Raw genomic sequence first — 19,957 nt, 5'->3', positions numbered from 1 at the left:
TAGATGGCAGAAGTAATCAACATGCCTAGATTGAGCGATACCATGGAAGAAGGAACCGTGGCAAAATGGCTCAAGAACGTAGGGGACAAAGTCGAAGAAGGAGATATATTGGCTGAAATCGAAACGGACAAAGCCACCATGGAATTTGAATCTTTTCATGAAGGGACTTTGCTCCATATCGGAATACAGGAAGGTGAAGGAGCCCCGGTTGATTCACTTTTGGCCATAATCGGAGAGGAAGGAGAAGATATTTCTGGTCTATTGAACGGTTCTGGCAGTTCGTCCGAGGCGGCGGCGAAAGAAGATGCTTCTGAACCCAAAGCTGAAGCCGAAGAAAGTTCAGCTCCGGAGAGTGCGCCAGCCGATATTCCTGAAGGAGTGGAAATCGTGACCATGCCGCGATTGAGCGATACCATGGAAGAAGGAACCGTGGCCAGCTGGTTAAAAAGTGTTGGCGACGAAGTGGAAGAAGGGGATATATTGGCTGAGATCGAGACCGATAAAGCCACTATGGAATTTGAATCGTTCTACTCCGGAACCCTGTTGCATATCGGTATTCAAGAAGGCGAAGGCGCCCCGGTTGATTCATTATTGGCCATTATTGGCCCAGAAGGAACCGATGTTGATGCTGTGTTGAAAGCACAGGCGGGAGGTGGTTCTTCCAAGAGCACTTCAAAACCTGAAGCAACCAAAGAAGAAGCCCCAAAGGCTGAGGAAACTTCCAAAAAAGAAGAGGCCACTTCAACTTTACAAGATGGACAGCGCATTTTTGCTTCACCATTGGCCAAAAAGATTGCCGAAGAAAAAGGCATAAACTTAGCCGATGTAAAAGGAACAGGAGATAACGGGAGAATCGTAAAAAAAGACATAGAGAACTTTACGCCAGCTACTAAAGCAGCTATTTCAGCGGATAAAACAGAGGCAACTCCTGCAGTAGCGCCTGTTGCTTTGCCTGTTGGCGAAGAAAGCATAGAGGAGGTTAAAAACTCCACCATGCGTAAGGTGATTGCCAAGCGTTTGGGTGAATCCAAATTCTCCGCACCGCACTATTATCTTACCATAGAGGTGGATATGGACAATGCAAAGGCTTCACGTGCACAAATCAACAATTTGCCCGATACCAAGGTATCTTTCAACGATATGGTATTGAAGGCCTGTGCCATGGCACTTAAAAAGCATCCGCAGGTAAATACATCCTGGAACGGAGATACTACGGTTTACAAGCATCATGTTCACATGGGTGTGGCAGTAGCTGTAGATGAAGGTCTTGTGGTTCCCGTAATCAAATTTGCCGACCAATTGAGTTTGACCCAACTTGGAACCGCCGTCAAAGATTTGGCAGGAAGAGCTAGAAACAAGAAAATAAAGCCAGATGAAATGGAAGGGAGCACCTTTACCGTATCCAACTTGGGAATGTTCGGTATCTTGGAATTCACTTCCATCATCAATCAGCCAAATTCAGCAATTTTGTCAGTTGGAGCTATTGTGGATAAACCAGTAGTGAAAAATGGCGAGATTGTGCCAGGCAGCACTATGAAGATTACTTTGGCTTGTGATCACAGAACAGTTGATGGCGCCACAGGAGCTCAGTTCCTTCAAACATTGAGGGCATACATGGAAAATCCTGTGACCATGTTAGCGTAGTTTTAAAATACCACCCTGAGCGCAGTCGAAGGGGACATTCAATAACATAAATCAAAAGCATCCTTTTCGGGATGCTTTTTTTATCTTTAAAAAATTCAAAAAGCAACACAAATGAAAATACTGTTTTATACTCTGGCGTCAATTTTTGTAGTAGGCTGCGGATCTACGCAGCTAACTCAAACTGCAACTGTTGAAACTACTGAATCATCAAAGAGCACAGCGTCAAACAACACATTTACCGATGCAGAGCGAATAGGGGAGATGATGAATTATTTGGCTTCCGACGACCTTAAAGGGCGAGAAGCAGGGAGTGAAGGTATTGAAATGGCAGCAAAATATATTGAGAACTATTTTAAGTCTTACGGACTCAAACCGTATTTTGAAACCTATCGCGATACCTTATCAAATTTTAAAAAGACAGCTTACAACATTGTTGGGGTAATTGAGGGCAACGACCCTGATTTAAAAGATGAATTCATCTTGATCGGTGCGCATTACGACCATATTGGTGCCATAGCACCCGAAAATGGGGACTATATTGCAAATGGGGCCAACGATAATGCTTCGGGAACTTCTACGGTTTTGGAATTGGCCCGTTACTTCGGAACCCAAAAAACCAACGAACGTAGTCTGATTTTTGCTTTGTTCAGTGCCGAAGAGAAAGGTTTGTTGGGGTCCAAACATTTGGCCAAAAAATTAAAGGAAAAGGACTTGGACCTGTATACCATGCTCAATTTTGAAATGACAGGAGTTCCTTTGAAAGGAAAAGATTATTTCATGTACATAACGGGGTATGATATGTCCAATTTAGCAGAGATCAGCAATGCGTATGCAGAAGAAAAGCTAGTGGGTTTTTTACCTACGGCAAAGGAGTATAACCTCTATCAACGGTCGGACAATTATCCATTCCATGAAGAATTCGGTGTGCCCTCCCATACGTTTTGCACTTTTGATTTTACCAACTTTAACCACTATCATAAAGTAGGTGATGAGCCCGATCTTATGGATTTCGTTCACATGGCTACTTTGGTTAACAAAACCATTCCGGTAATTGAAAGTATTGCCAATACGCCGAACCAAGAAATCAAATTAAATGAGTAGAATGTAATTTCGAAACTCTTGAACAAGGGTGGAAAATCTGAAATATATGGATTCCCATTTATGCGGGAATGACATTCAATACAATACATTATGGCAAACATTATAATTACAGGAACAAGTAGGGGAATCGGTTTCGAACTGGTCAAGCTTTTTGCCAGGGAAGGGCATCAGGTTTTGGCCTTATCAAGGAATGACATGCCTGTAAAAAATCTCAATTTGCCCAATGTGCATTCCATTCCTTTTGATTTGGGCAACCCGGCCGACTTTGAAAAAATGAACGATTTTTTGGGGCAATGGCATGTAGTGGATGTGCTCATCAACAATGCTGGACGATTGCTGAACAAACCTTTTTCCGAAACTACATCGGAAGAGTTTGAAAATGTTTACAAAGTAAATGTATTCGGTGTAGCCGAAATTACCAAGGCCGTACTGCCCATGATGGGCAAGGAAGGACATGTGGTGACCGTAAGTTCCATGGGTGGGGTGCAAGGCAGTATGAAATTTCCCGGATTGTCCGCCTATAGTTCCAGTAAAGGAGCTGTTATTACCCTTACCGAACTCTTGGCCGAAGAACATAAAGAAACTGGTCCAAGTTTTAATGTGCTGGCATTGGGTGCAGTACAAACTGAAATGCTAGAGGAGGCGTTCCCTGGGTACAAAGCCCCTGTAACCGCATTGGAAATGGCTACATACATCAAGGATTTTGCCTTGACCGGACAGAAACTCTATAATGGAAAGTTGTTGCAGGTTAGTAATAGTACGCCTTAGTTTTAATTTGGGGTGAAAGTCTATGGATAAACTTGTAACTTTATCCCAGTGAACAATACCCTTCAAAAATACCTTCCAGAGCTTGCCGTAGCCCCCTGTTTTGAGCTCATCAAGACCCATGGGGTGCATTTAAAGATTGTAAGCCACAGGGTCACTCGGCATGGCGACTATCGTAGGTTGCCCAACGGATTGCACCAGATTACGGTCAATGCCTCGCTCAATAAATACAGATTCTTAATTACACTTGTTCACGAAATTGCACATTTGGTGGCCTTTGAAACATACGGGCGTCGAATAAAACCGCATGGTGTGGAATGGAAACGCACCTTTCAGCACTTAATGGTGCCCTTTATTAAACCAGAAGTGTTTCCCTCGCAATTGTTGCCCATTATTGCAAACCATTTTAAAAACCCAAAGGCAAGTAGTAGTACCGATGCCAGATTGTCCATAGCGCTAAAAGCTTTTGATGTGGAAGAAAGGCAACACAGTTACGTGTACGAATTGACTAAAGGCAGTATTTTTAGGTTGTACAACGGTAGACTGTTCAAAAAAGGAAACAAAAAAGTAAAACGGTACGAATGCGTGGAGTTGTCCACCGGGAGATTATATTTGTTCCAACCTAATGCGGAAGTTGAATTGGTAAAATAGTTGGTCATCTCGAGCGCAGTCGAGAGGTGGCAAGTTGCCTTAACAATCATTAGTAAAAAAACAGAATAGATTCCTGCGTTCGCAGGAATGACAGAAAATAAAATAATGAACAAGAATTATTATGCAGTTTTAATGGCAGGGGGCGTTGGTTCCCGATTTTGGCCTGTGAGTACATCATCAAACCCCAAACAGTTTCATGATATGTTGGGGACGGGCAAAACCTTGATTCAAAAAACATTTGATCGCTTAAACAAGTTTATCCCCACCGAAAACATTTTGATCTTGACCAATGAACGTTACAATGATTTGGTTTTGGAGCAATTACCAAAGGTAAAGCAGAACCAAGTTGTTTTGGAACCTGCCATGCGCAACACGGCACCCTGTATTTTGTATGCCTCCTTAAAGATTCAAAAAATGAACCCCAATGCGGTAATGATCGTGGCACCCAGTGATCACTGGATAGAAGATGAAACCGCTTTTGAAAAGGATGTAATAAGCTGTTTTGATAAATGTGAAAAGGAAAATGCACTTTGCACCTTGGGCATAAAGCCAACATTTCCAAATACTGGATTTGGTTATATAGAATTTGAAAAAGGGAGTGACGAGAACCTTAAAAAGGTGTCCCAGTTTAGGGAAAAACCAGATTACGAGACCGCAAAGAAATTTTTGGCACAAGGCAACTTTCTTTGGAACGCGGGTATTTTTATGTGGAGCGTGGAAACCATTGTTGAAGCTTTCAAAAAATATCAGCCAAGTCAATATGAATTGTTTGGCAAAGGTATTTCCAATTATAATACCGAAGATGAAAGAGCTTTTATCCAAGAAAATTATGCCAAGGCAGAAAACATATCCATTGATTATGCTATATTGGAACAATCCAAATCCATCTACACCTTGCCCGCAACTTTTGATTGGAACGATTTAGGTACTTGGGGAGCACTGTACGATAAATTGGACAAGGACGGAGAGGAAAACGCCGTGGTCAATGCCAAAGTGCTCTTGGAAAATGCCAAAGGCAATATGATTCGTTCACCAAAAGGAAAAATTGTAGTGGTGGATGGTCTGGAAGATTATATTATTGTGGATAAAGAAGAGGTGCTTTTGATTTATCCCAAGAACAAACAACAGGATATTAAAAAAGTATTGAACCAAGTAAAAGATAAATTTGGGGACCAGTTTGCATAATAGATGAGTGAAGATCAAAATAAAGATAAGGAAACATCTCCACCTCAGGACAGCGGAGATGAAGTAAAAAAGGACCTTAAGGGACTTTTGGGCAGTATGCGGAAGTTTCTTTCGGATTTGTTGGAAATTCGTTCCAATACCGATCCAGGCGCTACCAAAGAATCCATTATTGCCGATATTCCTTTCAAGGGGCATACCTCTTGGATTTTGATATGTTCCATTTTTATTGCTTCCGTTGGGTTGAATGCCAACTCGACCGCTGTGGTGATCGGAGCCATGTTAATTTCCCCGTTAATGGGCCCTATTTTGGGAATGGGGATGTCCTTGGCCATAAATGATATAGATACGTTGCGACGATCGCTCAAAAATTTTGCCGTTATGGTGGTTTTGAGTGTCATCACTGCTTTTTTGTTCTTCTATCTTTTTCCGCTTCGTGATGAATCGTCCGAACTTTTGGCACGGACCAAGCCAGATATTCGGGATGTGCTGATTGCATTTTTTGGTGGACTTGCCCTTGTGATTGCACGGGCCAAAAAAGGCACCATTGCCAGTGTTATATTTGGTGTGGCCATTGCAACAGCTTTGATGCCGCCTCTTTGTACTGTAGGTTTTGGTCTGGCCATTGGTAAACCCTGGTATGCGGCGGGGGCCATGTACTTATTTACTATCAATACCATTTTTATTGGTCTGGCCACTTTTTTGGTCATCAAGTTTTTGCGGTTTCCCATGGTGCGCTACGCCAACTCGCAGCGCAGAAGATTAATTGCCCGTTTGGCCTCCATTACAGGAATTTTGGTGATGATACCTGCTGGATTTACCTTTTATAAGGTATTCCAAGAATCACTTTTTATGAAGCAGGCACAAAGTTTTTTACAAGATACCGTGGAAGTGTACCAGTTTGAGGGTGCTGGAAGATATGTGGATAACCTTACCAAATTGGAATATGTGGATGATGGAACATCAATGATAGAAGTTGTGTTCATGGGCGATGAATCGGTTCCTGAAAATGTGGTGAATACATGGCGAACCCAAAAAAATGAATATAACCGACTTAAAAATGCCGAGCTACATATAATTCAGGGAGGGCAAGATGATTCAGAGGAAAAGTTCAACTACGTAAGTGAGTTGTACGAGAAGAACAAGGCCGAATTGTTGAACAAGGATGAGCAAATCCGAATGCTCGAAGAAGAATTGACTACTTTGACCAAAAATATAGGAAAACAGGTGCCTTTTCGAGACATTAGTGCAGAGGCCAAAGCTAATTACGAAAATATTGAAACACTTGGTTTTTCCTATCAAGTGCGTACCGATTTTAAAAAAATGGACACAGTTCCGGTTTTTGAGGTGGATTGGAAAAATGGGGTAAGTTCCGGACAAATAGAGACGGATACCAAAAAAATGCTTGCTTGGTTAAAATTGAGGCTTCAAGACACAACCCTTGTAATTAAGGATGTGGAGTAGTTTTTATTTATAAGTCGGAAGTCGGTGGGCAGTTTGCAGTAGGCAGTCAGCAATAACTCCTATCTTTTATTTTTGAAAATTGGGCACGTTCAGAAGTAGTGTAATTATTTGATTATCAGATAATTAATTCGTATATTTAGGTATGACAAAACCCCGAAAATGAGTCTTCAGCTCGAAAAACGGGGTTTTTTTAATCTTCAATTATGCACAAATTACGAAGAATATCCGATTTTCAGCACACCTTTTCTTTTTCTTCCCAAACAGAACAATTTGACATCTTCTACGATCGCTTCCTTAGGAGCGATCTGGGGAAGATCTATCGGGGGGTTCCCTGGGATGACCTGGTGAGATCCTTTGGGCTCAAGGAATCCAAAAAGGGCCCTGCCTGCATTTTTTCCCCGAAGGGCAAACTGGCCCTGATGTTCTTGAAACACTATTCGGGGGATTCCGACCGTAGCTTAATGGAACATCTGAACGGGAACCTGGAATGGCAGTTTTTCTGTGACATCTATCTGGGCCGGGACCGCCTTACCAACTTTAAGGCCATCAGCGAGATCCGCTGCGAGCTGGCCAAGAAACTGGACCTGGATAAGGTACAAGAGGTTTTTTACAAACATTGGTCGCCCCACATCGCGGACAAGCACTCTTTGGTGATGGATGCCACTTGTTATGAGAGTTATCTGCGCTATCCCACCAACATCAAGCTGTTATGGGAGAGCGTGGAGTGGCTCCATAACCTTATGGGACATCTCTGCAAAGAGGTAAGGGTGCCTGTGCCCCGCAGCAAGTATCTGAAATGGCAAAAGCGCTATGTCTCTTACAGTAAAATGAGAAGGAAGACCAAAAAGAAGAAAAGGGCCCTGACCCGTAGCCTGTTGCTATTGCTGAAAAAGTTTAGCGATGAACTTGACCGCCTGGAAGCCCAATACGGGATAGTAATGACCAAAGACCAGTACCGGCGAAGGGCCACGGCCAAAAAGATCTATGGCCAGCAACACGCATACTTTTACAGAGGCATAAAACCCAAGGCCCGTATCGTGAGCCTGGACAAAGACTATATCCGGCCCATCGTACGGGGCAAGGAAACCAAAGCCGTAGAGTTCGGGGCCAAGGTCAACAAGTTCCAGATCGACGGCATTGGTTTTATCGAGCACCTGAGCTTCGAGGCCTTCCATGAGGGCAATCGCTTCCAGGATACTATATTTAAGGCCCAACGCCTGACCAAGGTCAAGACCCGATTGGCCGGGGCCGATGCCATCTATGCCACCAACAAGAACCGCACCTTCACCACCCGCTATAACATCCACACCGACTTCAAGCGCAAGGGAAGGGCCGGCAAACACGAAAAACAGCGCAGGCAACTGGCAAGTGCCATCACCAAGGAAAGAGCCAGCCGCCTGGAGGGCAGCTTTGGCAAGGAGAAAGAACACTACCACCTGAAAAAGATCAAGGCCCGTACCAAGGCCACCGAGACCCTCTGGATCTTCTTTGGCATCCATACTGCCAATGCCCTGGAAATTGGCAGGCGCATGGCCAGGGAAGCACTGCAAAAAGCGGCCTAAGGGATGTAAGGCGGCAAGATGCCCCAGGGGATCCTATGCCCCATTGTCAACAAAATCCTTGAAAACGGACGCATCTTCGTTCAAAAGCATCAAGAGCACAACATATAAATGAAAAATGCCACTAAAACCAATATGGTTCAGTGGCATTTAGTTTAATGTTCATGAAAAAACAGGCTTACTCCTGAATGTCCCTTTTTCATCAAAAAACAAAATACCCCTGCACCTTGTACAGAGGCATTTTTTTTGGATGAGCAGGGTTATATTTATTGGTTTTCTTCCTCTTTGTGTTCGGGCACATATTGTCCCATAAATCTTTTATGCATTTCCTCCATGCGTTTGTGTAATAAGTCTAAATTGATAAAGTCTTTGCCCAAAGGACTTTCAAAAAAGTCTTCCTCAAAAAAATGTTTGGCAAAAATAGAATCGTCTTCAAAAAAATTATTGAAGTCATTTTGATTGAAATATGAAAAATGCTTGGAGAACTTGGATTTATATGATGAAAACAAACTATCCCTGTTCAAATCACCCAATCTGTTCTTGTAATCCGATGAGGACCACGAGTAAATCGAATCATAACGAATCAAATTGCCTTCTTTGTCAAATTCCTTTTTAACTTCCCAATTTCCTCTGGGCTGCTCTGTCATATTTTGATTTTCCTCAACTTTCCCAGTTGTGTTTTCCTGACCATTGCAGCCAAGACCAAACAATGAAAGCAAAAAAACTGCAACGAATTTTTTCATGGGATCAAATTTTGGTTAAACAAAACAAGTGAAAACATTGTGTTGAAAGAGAGACCGATTTCGGTCTCTCCCCAAACAATTTTATGCAATTTTGATGGTGCGCGCCGGTTTTTGAATGGCTTCTTCCAGCTTCGGCAAATGGATGCTCAAAACACCATTTTTATACTCGGCTTTTATCTTGTCTTCGTTTACCGTTTCTGGCAACGTAAAAGACCGCTTGAATGATGAATACCCAAACTCCCTTCGAATGAGATTGTCCTCGTTTTCTTGGTTTTCTGTTTTGGAATCAGCGGTAATGGACAAAATTTTATTGTCCAAGTCCACCGTAAAATCGGATTTTTTCAACCCGGGAACGGCCATTTCCACATAGTAGGAATCTTTGGTTTCCTTAATGTTTACTTTGGGAAGTGTGATTCCCGTGTTAAAGTTGGAGGTAAGTACGGTTGGCAACTCCTTGTTGAACAATTCATCAATCCAAGAAGACCACATGGGGAAGATTGGCCCATTCGAATTAGATTTTGCCATACTTCCATTTTTTGTTGCAACTAAATTACTCATAACTGCTAAATTTTAAAGTTAGACAATAATTCAAATAGTTCACATGAAAGCATTCAAATCAAATGCCAAATTCAGCAGTGCTGCATTCTTTATATTTTTTTAATATTCAGGTTTTCAGAATGTTAAATTTTTTCAGAAAAATGTCAAAATGACATTTTAGTAAAGGAGAACCTGTGAGATCAAGTATGATATGTTGTCAGGTTTAAATATGGTAGGTAGCTTTTTTAAGAGAACAGAGCATTCATCTTCTCCTTTATCTGCTCCAGACATAAATTGCCCAAGCTGCCCTCGTGGGTATGGTCAATGTCGCGTTTCGGTTTAAAATTGCCATTTTCTATGGCCTTGCCCATAGTTTTATAGGCATCGCGGAAAGGCATGCCACTTTTTACAAGTTCGTTCAAGGTGTCCACACTAAAGAGGTAATCATATTTGGGGTCGTCCAAAATAGCTTTGTTTACCTTGATTTCCTTTAGGCTAAAAGTCATCATCTCCAAACAAGCATGCATATCCTGCATCGCAGGAACAATGACCTCCTTCACCAATTGAAGGTCCCTGTGGTATCCGCTGGGCAAATTGTTCATTATTAAAATGAGTTGGTTGGGCACCGCTTGAATTTTATTGCACTTGCCCCTGATCAATTCAAACACATCCGGGTTTTTCTTGTGCGGCATAATGCTGCTTCCCGTGGTGAGTTCATTGGGGAAGGAGATAAAATCAAAATTCTGGCTCATGTACAGGCAAATGTCCATCGCCATTTTGGATAGGGTAGCCGCTACGCTCGAAATCCCGAAAGCCGTCGCTTTTTCCACTTTACCACGGCCCATTTGGGCGGCCACCACATTGTACTTTTGGGTGGCAAATCCCATTTCGGCAGTGGAGAAACTCCTATCAATAGGAAACGAGCTGCCGTAACCCGCAGCACTTCCCAGAGGATTTTGGTCGGCAACTTTATGAGCGGCCTGTACAAAGTACAAATCATCCACCAAACTTTCGGCATAAGCAGAAAACCAAAGCCCAAAAGAGGACGGCATGGCGATCTGGAGATGCGTGTACCCGGGCAGCAAGACATTTTTGTGTTTGTCCGCAAGATTCATCAACAAGTCAAAAAGAGCCTTTACCTGATTTTTGATTTCGGTAAGCTCATCTTTAAGATATAACTGCATGGCTACCAAAACTTGATCGTTACGGGAGCGTGCAGAATGGATTTTTTTACCGGTATCACCCAATTTTTCGGTCAACATAAACTCGATTTTGGAGTGCATGTCCTCAAAATCATCCTCAATGGCGAACTTTCCTTTTTGGATGTCCTTGGCAATGCCATCCAATGCTTTGGTCAAATCCTTGGCTTCCTCTTCGGAAATCAGGCCGACCTTGCCCAGCATTTTAGCGTGCGCCTTGGAGGCGATCACATCATATTTGGCCAATACCAAATCGAGCTCACGATCATTGCCTACGGTAAAATGGTCTATCTTTTTATCGGTACTGAATCCTTTGTCCCAGAGTTTCATAGTTTTTCCTTTTTCATTCCCGCGAAGGCGGGAATCTTATACTTTCGATATCTATTGCCCTTCGACTGCACTCGAACTGACAGGTTATTGCAAAAATCCCGTTAGGGTTTTAATGTAAATATCTATCCCTTCTTCAATTTCGTTGACGAATATAAATTCGTTGGCCGAATGGGAGCGTGTGCTATCACCAGGGCCTAATTTTACCGATTGACATGTCAGTGCAGCTTGGTCGGACAAGGTAGGGGAACCATAGGTTTTACGCCCCAAAGCCAATCCGCTTTTCACCAAATCATGGTCGGGATTTATGCAAGATGAATTCAACCGTAAAGAACGAGGAATCATTTTGCACGGTGCTTCTTTTTGAAGAATATCAGCAATTTCCTGATTGCTGTAACAATCGTTCACGCGAACATCGATCACCAGGTCTACATGGCCAGGCACCACATTGTGTTGGTTCCCGGCATTGATTTGGGTAGTGGTCAATTTTACCTCCCCCAGCGCATCGGAAACCTTATCAAAGGAATAATTTTTGAGCCATTGCAGCACCTCAATTGTATTGTAAATGGCATTGTTGTCGTTGGGATGTGCCGCATGGGATGGCGTTCCTTCCACAACAGCATCAAAAACCACCAGTCCTTTTTCGGCTATGGCCAAATCCATGAGCGTAGGTTCGCCCACGATGGCCACATCTATTTTTGGAAGGATAGGGAGCAATGCTCTAATACTTTTTTCCCCGGCATCCTCTTCCTCGCCCGTAGCGGCCATAATTATGTTATGATTTAGACCCTCTTTCTCATAAAAATGAACAAAAGTGGCCAGTAGAGACACCAAACATCCCCCGGCATCGTTACTGCCAAGTCCGTACAGTTTACCGTCCTCGATATGAGCATCAAAAGGGTCTTTGGTATAGGCGCTGTTCGGCTTTACCGTGTCGTGGTGCGAATTTAGTAACAAGGTGGGTTTGCTCTCATCAAAATATTTGTTGAAAGCATAAATGTTGTTGTGCTGCCTTTGGGTTTTTACGCCAAAACTTTGCAGAAAGGCTTCAATGGCATCACCTGTTTTCTCTTCCTCACCTGAAAAAGAGGGTATGCTTATGAGTTTTTCCAGCAGTTCAATGGCTTTTTCCGTTAATATGTCCTGGGTTATTTTCATAAGGTCAATGTGGTATAGTCTGAGTTGTTTGCCTCCAGCATATTGGTGTTTCCTACGCAAACTTTGGCAACATGGTTGCGCAAGGCATAAAAACAGTTGTGCATTTTGGGGAGCATTCCGTCCGCAATGATTCCATAAGCCAAAAGTTCATCATAGCCTTTGGAATCTATGTGCTGAATTACGGAGTTTTCATCTTCAACATCTTGGAGCACACCTTTTTTATCGAAGCAATAATAAAGTGTTGTTTCAAATTGGTCGGACATGGCAATGGCAAGTTCGGCGGCAATGGTGTCGGCATTGGTGTTCAACATTTGTCCCTTGCCATCGTGGGTAAGTGCACAAAAAATAGGGGTGAAACCAGCCTGAAGCAATTTAAAGATACCGTAGGTGTTTACCATATCCACATCGCCCACATAACCAAAATCAACATTCTTTTTAGGCCTTTTATGGGCTTTGATAGCATTCGCATCGGCTCCGCTCATTCCAATGGCATCGGTACCCAATGCCTGTAATTTGGCCACTATTTTTTTGCTTACCAACCCCCCGTACACCATTAGGGCAATGTCCAGGGTTTCGGCATTGGTAATCCTTCTCCCATTCACCATTTTGGATTCCACACCCAATTGATTTGCCAATTCTGTGGCTTTTTTTCCGCCTCCGTGAACTAAAATCTTATTTTCGTTCATTTTAGAGAAAAGCTCTAATACGTGCTTGAACCCTTCGGCATCTTCTATAAGGTTTCCGCCTATTTTAACTACGGATAATTTTTGTTTCATGCTATGTATTTATAATCCCTCCATCTATGGTAACTGTAGTTCCCGTAATCCATGAACTGTCATCGGATACTAAAAAAAGTACAAGTTTAGTAATATCTTCAGGCGTGCCCAATCTTTTTAACAATGTAGTCCTTTTCGCATTTTCCACAGCAGTTTCTGGTTGTTCAAATGCCTTGGCGGATTCCCATAATAAGGGAGTGTCCACTGGGCCGGGACAAATGGCATTCACTCTAATTTTTGGCGCATAATCAACCGCCATTTGCTTCATTAGGGCAACAGATGCCGCTTTTGATGCACAATACGCCGGGTGATTTGGAAAACTTTTAAATGCTGCTATTGATGCATTGATCAAAATATTGCCTTGCGGTTGTTTCTGTAAGTGTGGTAGGGCGTATTTACAAAGATAAAATATGGAGCTTAAATTGGTGTTGATGGTTTTTTGCCAAGATTCTATGGACAACTCTTGAACATTCCCTAATCCGAGAATACCAGCGTTCAATAATAGAATATCCAGTTTTCCGTAGGCCTCCAGAGCCGTTTCCACCAATTTTTTGTTATAGGATGGGTCCGTAATGTCGCCTGCCAGAAATACGGCATTGTCCAATTCTTCTTCCAAAGCCTTTCCCCTTTCTTGGTTTCTACCAGAAAGTACCAAGCTAGCTCCTTCGGCAGAAAGTCCTTTGGCAATGGATTTCCCCATTCCACTTGTTGCTCCGGTAACTATACAAACCTTGCCCTTTAGTTTCATATGTCTTCCAATATTTTCTTTAATACAATTTGAGCTGAGAAAACCCTGTTTTTGGCTTGCTCCACCACCAAAGATTGCCCACTGTCCAAAACAGCATCGTCCACAATCATATTTCTTCTTACCGGGAGGCAGTGCATAAATTTGGCATTGCCTAGTTTCTCTTTGGTGATGGTCCAATTTTTATCGGTACTCAACACTTTTCCATAATCCGAATAACTGCTCCAATTTTTTACGTAGACGAAATCGGCATCTTTCAACGCTTCATCTTGATTATACTCAATTGTACAACCCTTGGTTATCTCTGGATTGAGTTCATACCCTTTTGGATGGGTAATCACAAAATCAGCACCCTGCTTCTTCATCATCTGAATAAATGAATTGGCAACAGCATGTGGCAACGCTTTTGGGTGCGGAGCCCAAGAAAGCACGACTTTGGATCTCTTTTTGGCTTCATTCTCCTTCAAAGTGATGGCATCTGCCAAAGCCTGAAGCGGGTGACCCACCGAACTTTCCATATTTACCACGGGAATCGAAGCATACTTGGAAAATCCGTTGATGACTTCTTCGGCCTCATCTTTCTCCTTATCCTTTAATCCTGCAAACGCTCTAATGGCAACAATATCTGAATATTGGGAAACCACTTGCGCAGCTTCCTTAATGTGTTCCGAAGTGCCTTGGTCCATTACAGTGCCATCCCCGTATTCCAGCGCCCAACCTTCGTTTCCAAAATTCATGATCATTACTTCCATGCCAAGGCTCATGGCCGCTTTTTGTGTGCTCAAACGTGTTCTGAGACTATTGTTGAAAAACAACAAGCAGATGGTTTTCCTTTTGCCCAAATCTTCAAACTGATACGGGTCTTTTTTTAGGTTGATTGCTTGGTCCACCCAATCGGGTAGGGATGCTATATCGTCAACTGTTAGATAATGCTTCATTTCAATGCTTTTTTGAGGGCTTCAAAGAATAGGTCTATATTACTTTTTGTGATGTTCAGGGCCGGTAAGAACCGCAACAAATGCTTGTTTTTGGCACTGCCGGTGAACATATGCTGCTCCACGATCATTTTTTTACGTAGGGCGGCAACTTCAAAATCGAACTCCAGTCCAATCATCAACCCTTTTCCTTTTATATTTTTGATTTCCGGTACTTCCGCAGCTTTTTCCTTGAAATAGGAGCCAAGTTCAGCAGCGTTTTTTATCAGGTTTTCATCTTCCAAAACCTCCAAAACTGCCAGAGATGCCGCACAGGCCAAATGGTTGCCACCAAAGGTGGTGCCCAAAAGGCCATACGATGGTTTAAAAGATTCATGAATCAAGATACCGCCAACAGGAAAGCCGTTCCCCATACCTTTGGCTATGGAAATAATGCCGGGTTGAATGCCGTGATGTTGAAAAGCAAAGAATTTACCGCTTCGTCCGTAGCCTGATTGTACTTCATCTGCAATAAGAACAACATTATTTTCCTTGCATTTTTTGGAGATAAACTGGAAGAATTCCGTGGTAGGTTCATCCAATCCGCCCACACCTTGGATGGCTTCCAAGATAACGGCGCAATAATCATCGCTTTTGATGGCCTTTTCAAAAGCATTAAAATCGTTCAATGCCAAAAAAGTAACCTCTTGTTGCTTGTTGATGGGGGCATTTATGCTCGGGTTGTCCGTGGCAGCGACCGCAGCAGATGTTCTCCCGTGAAAACTATTGGTAAATGCTATGATTTTGGCCTTTCCCGTGTGGAACGAGGCCAGTTTCAGAGCGTTTTCATTGGCTTCCGCTCCTGAATTGCACATAAAAAGGTCGTAATCTTCGCATCCGGACATTTTGCCCAATTTTTGGGCCAAGGCTGTTTGCAGCGGATTTTGGACGGAATTGCTGTAAAACGCCATCTTATCCAATTGTTCCTTAATTCGCTTCACATAGTGCGGATGGGTATGGCCAATGGAAATTACGGCATGTCCACCATAAAAATCCAGATATTTTTCCCCTTTGTCGTCCCAGACCTCAATACCCTTGGCCTTTACTGGGGTAACATCGTAAAGTGGATATACGTCGAATAGTTTCATATTTTTTCTTTTATCCTTCCCACGAAGGTGGGAATCGTATCAAATCGTTCTCAATTGTCCTTCGATTCCGTTCGATGTGACAGTTCGACCTGACATTTTTATCCTTTTCTGATTTGGCTTATTTTTTCAAATGAGGAAACAATTCCCCTGATCAAAGATGAACTTAATCCTTGGTGTTCCATCTCGTTCAAACCCTCAATGGTACATCCTTTTGGTGTGGTCACCCGATCAATTTCCTCTTCGGGATGACTGCCAGATTCGATTAATAAACTTGCGGCACCATTACAAGTATGCATAGCCAGTTCTTGGGCTTCCTTGGCATCAAAACCTAATTGAATGGCTCCTTGTGTCGTTGCTCGTATCAATCGCATCCAAAACGCGATTCCACTAGCACAGATAACCGTTGCAGCTTGCATTTGCTCTTCTGGAATTTCCATGGTGTGGCCCATGCGGTTAAAAATGGCCTTGGCCAAATCCACACGTTTTTTGCCTGGTCCATTGCTACAGATGCACGTCATGGATTTACCCACCGAAATGGCTGTATTGGGCATACTTCGGATAATATATTTATCTGTACCGATGACTTCCTCAATTTTTGAAATGCTGAAACCCGTAATGGTACTGATCACCACATGCTTTTCGGTGAGCAGGTTTTTGGTTTCTTCCAAAATGGATGCAAAATGCCCCGGTTGCACGGCAAAAACAAGGATGTCCGAATTTTTGACGGCTTCTTGGTTATCAGAAGTAACGGTTACATTTCCATATTTTTCAAAATCCTGAATGGATTTGGTGTTCCGTTTGGTCAGGTACATGGTAGTGGCTCCATTACTATGCAAAATTCCTTTTGCAATGGCCAGTCCCAAGTTACCTGCTCCTATGATGGCTATTTTCATAATTATCTTTCTTTATCATTTCCGTGTAGGCGGAAATCTAATTTTATTTAAGCCCTTCGACTACGCTCAGGGCACCTATTTAAAATACTCCTGCTTTTAATAACAAACCTTCAGTTTCAGGGAAACCGAACATTAGGTTCATATTCTGTACTGCCTGCCCCGATGCGCCCTTTATTAAATTATCAATGGCAGATGTAATCAAAAGCAGATCATCATGCTTGTGCAAATGGATGTGGCACTGGTTGGTGTTCACTACTTGTTTTAGGTGCAATTCTTCGTCAGAAATATGGGTGAAAGCAGCATCTTTATAAAAATCGTTGTACAACCGCTGAGCTTCTTCCAAAGTGCCACTATACTTGGTGTAGGCTGTTGCTAAAATTCCTCTGGTAAAGTTCCCTCGGTTGGGGAGAAAAAATATTTCCCCTATCGAATTACCAAAAGAAGCTAGACTCTCACCGATTTCTCCCAAATGTTGGTGTGTGAAAGGTTTGTACCAAGAAACGTTGTTGTTTCTCCAGCTAAAATGCGAAGTAGCGGACAGTCCAACACCTGCTCCGGTGCTTCCTGTTACGGCATTGATATGAACATCATCGTTCAACAAACCTGCTTTTGCCAAAGGCAACAGCGCCAATTGAATCGCAGTGGCAAAGCAACCGGGATTGGCAATGGCCTCTGCGGATTGAATGGCAGACTTGTTCAATTCGGGAAGTCCATAAATAAATCGTTGACCATTAAAAATAGCATCGGCTTGTAATCTGAAATCATTGCTGAGATCTATGATTTTTGTTGTTTCTGAAAACTTGTTCTCGTTCAAAAACGAGGTTGAATTACCGTGTCCCAAACAAAGAAAAACAACATCCACTTCTGGATTTACCTCACCTGAAAACTTCAATTCCGTCTGTCCCAACAAATCTTGATGGGCGGAAGTGATGGGCTTTCCTGCTCGCGTGGTGCTGAACACAAAATCGATTTCTGTTTGGGGGTGATTTAGCAAAAGCCTGATTAATTCCCCGCCGGTGTACCCAGAACCTCCTATGATTCCTACCTTGATCATGAATCTTGGTTTACGTGGTTTGCGATTTTCCCTGAGTTGGACAAAATTTTGATAAAACCTTTGGCTTCATCGGCGGTCCAACCTTTGTTCATTTCCCCATAGCTTCCAAAGGAGGCATTCATTAAATCGTGTTTGGAAGCAATTCCGTTCAATTCAAATCGGTACGGATGCAAGGTCACGAATACTTCACCAGAAACGTGTTTTTGGGTATCGGTCAAAAAGGCCTCTATGTTTCGCATTACCTCGTCCAAATAGTTTCCTTCGTGCAACAACATACCATAAAAATTGCCCATTTGCTCTTTTTGGTATTGTTGCCATTTGCTCAAGGTGTGTTTTTCCAACAAATGGTGTGCTTTTATAATAATCAATGGGGCAGCAGCTTCAAAACCGACCCTTCCTTTAATTCCGATAATGGTATCACCCACATGGATATCCCTACCAATGGCATATTTGGAGGCAATGGCGGACAATTTTTCGATATTGGCCACAGGTGTGTCTTCTTTACCATCCAGCGCCACCAACTCACCTTTTTTAAAGGTCAATTTCAACTCTTTGGGCAATTCTTTCTCCAATTGGCTCGGGTAGGCACTCTCGGGCAAGGATAAATGCGAAGTCAAGGTTTCATCACCTCCAACGGAGGTTCCCCACAAGCCTCGGTTTACGGAATATTTGGCTTTTTCCCATGAGTAATCGATACCGTTCTGTTGCAGGTAGTTGATTTCTTCTTCCCTTGCCAATTTTTTATCCCTGATCGGTGTGATGATGTGGATTTCAGGCGCCAGGATTTGAAAGATCATATCAAATCTAACCTGGTCATTACCTGCTCCCGTACTTCCATGGGCGATGTATTTGGCACCAATTTTTTTGGCATGGTTTACTATTTCGATGGCCTGAACAATTCGTTCAGCACTCACGGAAAGTGGGTAAGTATTGTTTCTGAGTACGTTTCCGAAGATGAGGTATTTCACCACTTTGTCATAAAATGTGGAAACGGCATCGATGGAGGTGTATGAGGTAGCACCCAAAGCAAGGGCTTTTCCCTCAATCTCTTCGATTTCAGCTTTGCTAAAGCCTCCTGTGTTCACACTTACGGCATGCACTTCAAAACCCTCTTCCTGAGAGAGGTATTTGGCACAATACGAGGTATCCAATCCGCCACTATAGGCTATAACTAATTTTTCCATTTTTTGATTCTTTATATATTGTTGTCATATCGAGCGCAGTCGAGATGTATTTGTTTTCCCTACTGCTCGACCTGACAATTTATTTATCTTTCTTTTTAAGAAAAAGGCTTTCTTTTATGCTTTTGAGCCTTTTAAAAGCTTTTTTGTTGATTTTTTCGGGTTCTTGCTTTTGTGCTTTTGGATCGTGCAACATGCCGGTGCACAGGCACATCTTTCTATCGGTACGTGTGAGAATGTCAAAATTCTTACAGGTCTGACAGCCTTTCCAGAATTCGGGATCATCCGTAAGTTCGGAAAAGGTAACGGGTTTGTAGCCCAGCTCATAATTCATCTTCATTACGGCCAGTCCCGTGGTGATGCCAAAAATCTTGGCATCGGGAAATTTTTTTCGTGATAGATCAAAGACTGCTTTCTTGATTTTTTTGGCAAGTCCTTGGTTTCTATAATCTGGATGCACAATCAATCCGGAATTGGCCACAAAGTCTTTGTTTCCCCAGACTTCAATGTAGCAGAAACCAGCAAACTTATCCCCGTCCAAAGCAATAATGGCATTGCCATTTTGGAGTCGTTTTATGATGTACTCGGGTGTACGTCTGGCGATACCCGTACCTCGAACCTTGGCCGATTCGGTAATGGTATCACTGATAATCTGTGCGTATTTAAAATGTGATTCGTTAGCAACAATAATTTCCATTGCAAGCGATTGTTCTGTAAAAATTTAAAAAATGTATTTGGAGATTTTGCGGAAATGGACTCACCTATTTCCAATAGTTATGTTGCACCCTTACGGGCGACGACGACGGGGAGTAAACGGACTGATGGGAGCAGTGATGCTCAAAGTAGATAATATGTACAGTTGTCCTTTCATTCTGGGACTAATGTACAAATTAATTCGAATTGTACTAAAGTTGTG

Annotated in this window: 19 protein-coding genes; 7 read left to right on the top strand and 12 right to left on the bottom strand. The window is 42.7% G+C overall.

The window, feature by feature from the left end; genetic code table 11:
• Positions 1–3 precede the first annotated feature (3 nt).
• The 7 genes from AC13CC_RS10815 to AC13CC_RS10785 all read left to right on the top strand — a co-directional run bounded on the left by AC13CC_RS10815 (position 4) and on the right by AC13CC_RS10785 (position 8,369).
• Positions 4–1,644 (top strand): pyruvate dehydrogenase complex dihydrolipoamide acetyltransferase, encoded by a 1,641-nt coding sequence (locus AC13CC_RS10815; protein ID WP_326279138.1) that lies wholly within the window; start codon positions 4–6, stop codon positions 1,642–1,644.
• A 111-nt stretch (positions 1,645–1,755) separates the two neighbouring features.
• The gene (locus AC13CC_RS10810; RefSeq protein WP_482875654.1) at positions 1,756–2,745 is read left to right on the top strand and encodes a M20/M25/M40 family metallo-hydrolase; all 990 of its coding nucleotides are present in this window, start codon (positions 1,756–1,758) and stop codon (positions 2,743–2,745) included.
• 90 nt (positions 2,746–2,835) lie between these two features.
• Positions 2,836–3,513 carry an SDR family NAD(P)-dependent oxidoreductase gene (locus tag AC13CC_RS10805; protein ID WP_326279136.1) on the top strand — a complete coding sequence of 226 codons (678 nt, stop codon included), beginning with the start codon at positions 2,836–2,838 and terminating at the stop codon, positions 3,511–3,513.
• A gap of 48 nt (positions 3,514–3,561) precedes the next feature.
• Complete coding sequence (locus AC13CC_RS10800) at positions 3,562–4,161, top strand: SprT-like domain-containing protein (protein WP_482875653.1); 600 nt, start codon at positions 3,562–3,564, stop codon at positions 4,159–4,161.
• A gap of 105 nt (positions 4,162–4,266) precedes the next feature.
• The gene (locus AC13CC_RS10795; RefSeq protein WP_326279134.1) at positions 4,267–5,346 is read left to right on the top strand and encodes a mannose-1-phosphate guanylyltransferase; all 1,080 of its coding nucleotides are present in this window, start codon (positions 4,267–4,269) and stop codon (positions 5,344–5,346) included.
• 3 nt (positions 5,347–5,349) lie between these two features.
• Complete coding sequence (locus AC13CC_RS10790; protein WP_482875652.1) at positions 5,350–6,807, top strand: DUF389 domain-containing protein; 1,458 nt, start codon at positions 5,350–5,352, stop codon at positions 6,805–6,807.
• A gap of 203 nt (positions 6,808–7,010) precedes the next feature.
• Positions 7,011–8,369, top strand: coding sequence for a transposase (locus AC13CC_RS10785; protein WP_482878268.1), 1,359 nt, complete (start codon positions 7,011–7,013; stop codon positions 8,367–8,369).
• 263 nt (positions 8,370–8,632) lie between these two features.
• Here the strand turns inward: AC13CC_RS10785 and AC13CC_RS10780 are convergent, their stop codons facing one another.
• From AC13CC_RS10780 to AC13CC_RS10725, 12 genes are all read right to left on the bottom strand, one after another.
• Positions 8,633–9,109: a hypothetical protein gene (locus AC13CC_RS10780; protein ID WP_482876776.1), complete on the bottom strand. Its 477-nt coding sequence runs from the start codon at positions 9,107–9,109 to the stop codon at positions 8,633–8,635.
• An 81-nt stretch (positions 9,110–9,190) separates the two neighbouring features.
• Positions 9,191–9,634 carry an Hsp20/alpha crystallin family protein gene (locus AC13CC_RS10775; RefSeq protein WP_482876775.1) on the bottom strand — a complete coding sequence of 148 codons (444 nt, stop codon included), beginning with the start codon at positions 9,632–9,634 and terminating at the stop codon, positions 9,191–9,193.
• 257 nt (positions 9,635–9,891) lie between these two features.
• Positions 9,892–11,175 (bottom strand): argininosuccinate lyase, encoded by a 1,284-nt coding sequence (argH, locus tag AC13CC_RS10770; protein WP_482876774.1) that lies wholly within the window; start codon positions 11,173–11,175, stop codon positions 9,892–9,894.
• A gap of 84 nt (positions 11,176–11,259) precedes the next feature.
• Positions 11,260–12,330 (bottom strand): M20 family metallo-hydrolase, encoded by a 1,071-nt coding sequence (locus AC13CC_RS10765; RefSeq protein WP_482876773.1) that lies wholly within the window; start codon positions 12,328–12,330, stop codon positions 11,260–11,262.
• Positions 12,327–13,106 (bottom strand): acetylglutamate kinase, encoded by a 780-nt coding sequence (gene argB, locus AC13CC_RS10760; RefSeq protein WP_326277557.1) that lies wholly within the window; start codon positions 13,104–13,106, stop codon positions 12,327–12,329. The genes AC13CC_RS10765 and argB overlap by 4 nt, the downstream gene beginning before the upstream one ends.
• Position 13,107: 1 nt before the next feature.
• Positions 13,108–13,854, bottom strand: a complete 747-nt coding sequence (locus tag AC13CC_RS10755) for an SDR family NAD(P)-dependent oxidoreductase (RefSeq protein ID WP_326277559.1) — start codon at positions 13,852–13,854, stop codon at positions 13,108–13,110.
• Positions 13,851–14,789 carry a Rossmann-fold NAD(P)-binding domain-containing protein gene (locus AC13CC_RS10750; protein ID WP_482876772.1) on the bottom strand — a complete coding sequence of 313 codons (939 nt, stop codon included), beginning with the start codon at positions 14,787–14,789 and terminating at the stop codon, positions 13,851–13,853. The genes AC13CC_RS10755 and AC13CC_RS10750 overlap by 4 nt, the downstream gene beginning before the upstream one ends.
• Positions 14,786–15,913, bottom strand: coding sequence for an aspartate aminotransferase family protein (locus tag AC13CC_RS10745; protein ID WP_326277562.1), 1,128 nt, complete (start codon positions 15,911–15,913; stop codon positions 14,786–14,788). The genes AC13CC_RS10750 and AC13CC_RS10745 overlap by 4 nt, the downstream gene beginning before the upstream one ends.
• A 98-nt stretch (positions 15,914–16,011) precedes the next feature.
• Positions 16,012–16,806, bottom strand: a complete 795-nt coding sequence (proC, locus tag AC13CC_RS10740; RefSeq protein WP_482876771.1) for a pyrroline-5-carboxylate reductase — start codon at positions 16,804–16,806, stop codon at positions 16,012–16,014.
• A gap of 79 nt (positions 16,807–16,885) precedes the next feature.
• Positions 16,886–17,860, bottom strand: coding sequence for an N-acetyl-gamma-glutamyl-phosphate reductase (gene argC / locus AC13CC_RS10735; protein ID WP_326277565.1), 975 nt, complete (start codon positions 17,858–17,860; stop codon positions 16,886–16,888).
• Complete coding sequence (locus AC13CC_RS10730; RefSeq protein ID WP_326277566.1) at positions 17,857–19,044, bottom strand: argininosuccinate synthase; 1,188 nt, start codon at positions 19,042–19,044, stop codon at positions 17,857–17,859. Before AC13CC_RS10730 ends, argC begins: the two co-directional genes overlap by 4 nt.
• Positions 19,045–19,123: 79 nt before the next feature.
• A complete protein-coding gene (locus tag AC13CC_RS10725) occupies positions 19,124–19,738 on the bottom strand; it encodes a GNAT family N-acetyltransferase (RefSeq protein WP_293165546.1) in 615 nt (204 codons plus the stop codon).
• Between the last annotated feature and the right edge of the window lie 219 nt (positions 19,739–19,957).

This window comes from Flagellimonas sp. L-11 (assembly GCF_056857735.1).
This window is presented reverse-complemented; position numbering and strand designations above follow the sequence as displayed.